The organism is Streptomyces sp. NPDC056527 (assembly GCF_042794475.1).
Classification (GTDB): domain Bacteria; phylum Actinomycetota; class Actinomycetes; order Streptomycetales; family Streptomycetaceae; genus Streptomyces.
Genome location: NZ_JBHTTQ010000243.1, coordinates 1 through 1,073 on the forward strand (window position 1 = coordinate 1; position 1,073 = coordinate 1,073).

1 rRNA gene is annotated in these 1,073 nt (G+C 54.4%); it reads left to right on the forward strand.

The features are described 5' to 3' along the window. Positions 1 to 1,073, forward strand: a 23S ribosomal RNA gene (locus ACFQ7Q_RS38180); the annotation flags it as partial.

Sequence of the window (1,073 nt, forward strand, 5' to 3'; positions counted from 1 at the left end):
CCTATACATCGTTTGAACGATGGGGGGACGCAGAAGGATAGGGTAAGCGCGCTGTTGGATATGCGCGTCCAAGCAGTTAGGCCGGAAACGAGGCAAATCCCGTTTCCATTAAGGCGGAGCTGTGATGGCGAGGGAAATATAGTACCGAAGTTCCTGATTCCACACTGCCAAGAAAAGCCTCTAGCGAGGTGAGAGGTGCCCGTACCGCAAACCGACACAGGTAGGCGAGGAGAGAATCCTAAGGTGATCGAGAGAACTCTCGTTAAGGAACTCGGCAAAATGACCCCGTAACTTCGGGAGAAGGGGTGCTCTGTTAGGGTGCAAGCCCGAGAGAGCCGCAGTGAATAGGCCCAGGCGACTGTTTAGCAAAAACACAGGTCTCTGCGAAGCCGTAAGGCGAAGTATAGGGGCTGACGCCTGCCCGGTGCTGGAAGGTTAAGAGGAGCGCTTAGCGTAAGCGAAGGTGCGAATTGAAGCCCCAGTAAACGGCGGCCGTAACTATAACGGTCCTAAGGTAGCGAAATTCCTTGTCGGGTAAGTTCCGACCCGCACGAAAGGCGCAACGATCTGGGCACTGTCTCAACGAGAGACTCGGTGAAATTATAGTACCTGTGAAGATGCAGGTTACCCGCGACAGGACGGAAAGACCCCGTGGAGCTTTACTGCAGCCTGATATTGAATTTTGGTACAGCTTGTACAGGATAGGTAGGAGCCTTTGAAACCGGAGCGCTAGCTTCGGTGGAGGCGCTGGTGGGATACCGCCCTGACTGTATTGAAATTCTAACCTACGGGTCTTATCGACCCGGGAGACAGTGTCAGGTGGGCAGTTTGACTGGGGCGGTCGCCTCCTAAAATGTAACGGAGGCGCCCAAAGGTTCCCTCAGAATGGTTGGAAATCATTCGCAGAGTGTAAAGGCACAAGGGAGCTTGACTGCGAGACCTACAAGTCGAGCAGGGACGAAAGTCGGGCTTAGTGATCCGGTGGTTCCGCATGGAAGGGCCATCGCTCAACGGATAAAAGCTACCCCGGGGATAACAGGCTTATCTCCCCCAAGAGTCCACATCGACGGGGA